General features: G+C 68.8%; 1 protein-coding gene. It reads right to left on the reverse strand.

The features are described 5' to 3' along the window. Positions 1-548, reverse strand: a 548-nt coding sequence (locus AC1DWF_RS37760) for a PAS-domain containing protein (protein WP_476843530.1), incomplete at both ends; no start/stop codon positions are given.

The raw sequence follows: 548 nt of genomic DNA on the forward strand, positions 1-548 counted from the left end.
CATCGGCGCCGTACTCGCCGCGCTGATAGAGCGTCTCGATCAGCGTCTCATGACTCGTGCCGGGCATGAGCAGGTTTTGCGGCAGGTCCAGCATCTCGTGCAGCTTGGCGTTGGAGGCGACGACCGTGCCAGCCGCGTCGAACAGCATGATGCCGTGGCGGATGTTGCCCAGCATGACGCCCAGGATCTCCGCGCGGCGCGCGGCCTCCGCCTCGGCCCGCACCACCGCCGTGACGTCGGTGAGCGAGATGACGAAGCCGCCGTCCGGCGTGGGGTCGGAGTTGACGATGAGGACGCGCCCATCCTCAGCCGTGCGCTGGTTGCGATGCGAGAGCCGTCGGTCCAGCTCGGCCATGCGCCGCAGGTTGCGCCGCCCGTCCTCCCCGACGCCGAAATTGCCGGTCCGCCCCTGGACGACGAGATTCTCGTCCAGGGTATGGCCGATGCAGGCATCCAGGTCGCCGATCTCGGTCAGCTCGGCGGCCAGGGCGTTGAAGGCCACCAGCCGCCGGTCCGCGCCGTAGAGCATGATCCCCGAGGTGTTGTTC

Source organism: Aminobacter sp. P4_D5 (assembly GCF_056401815.1).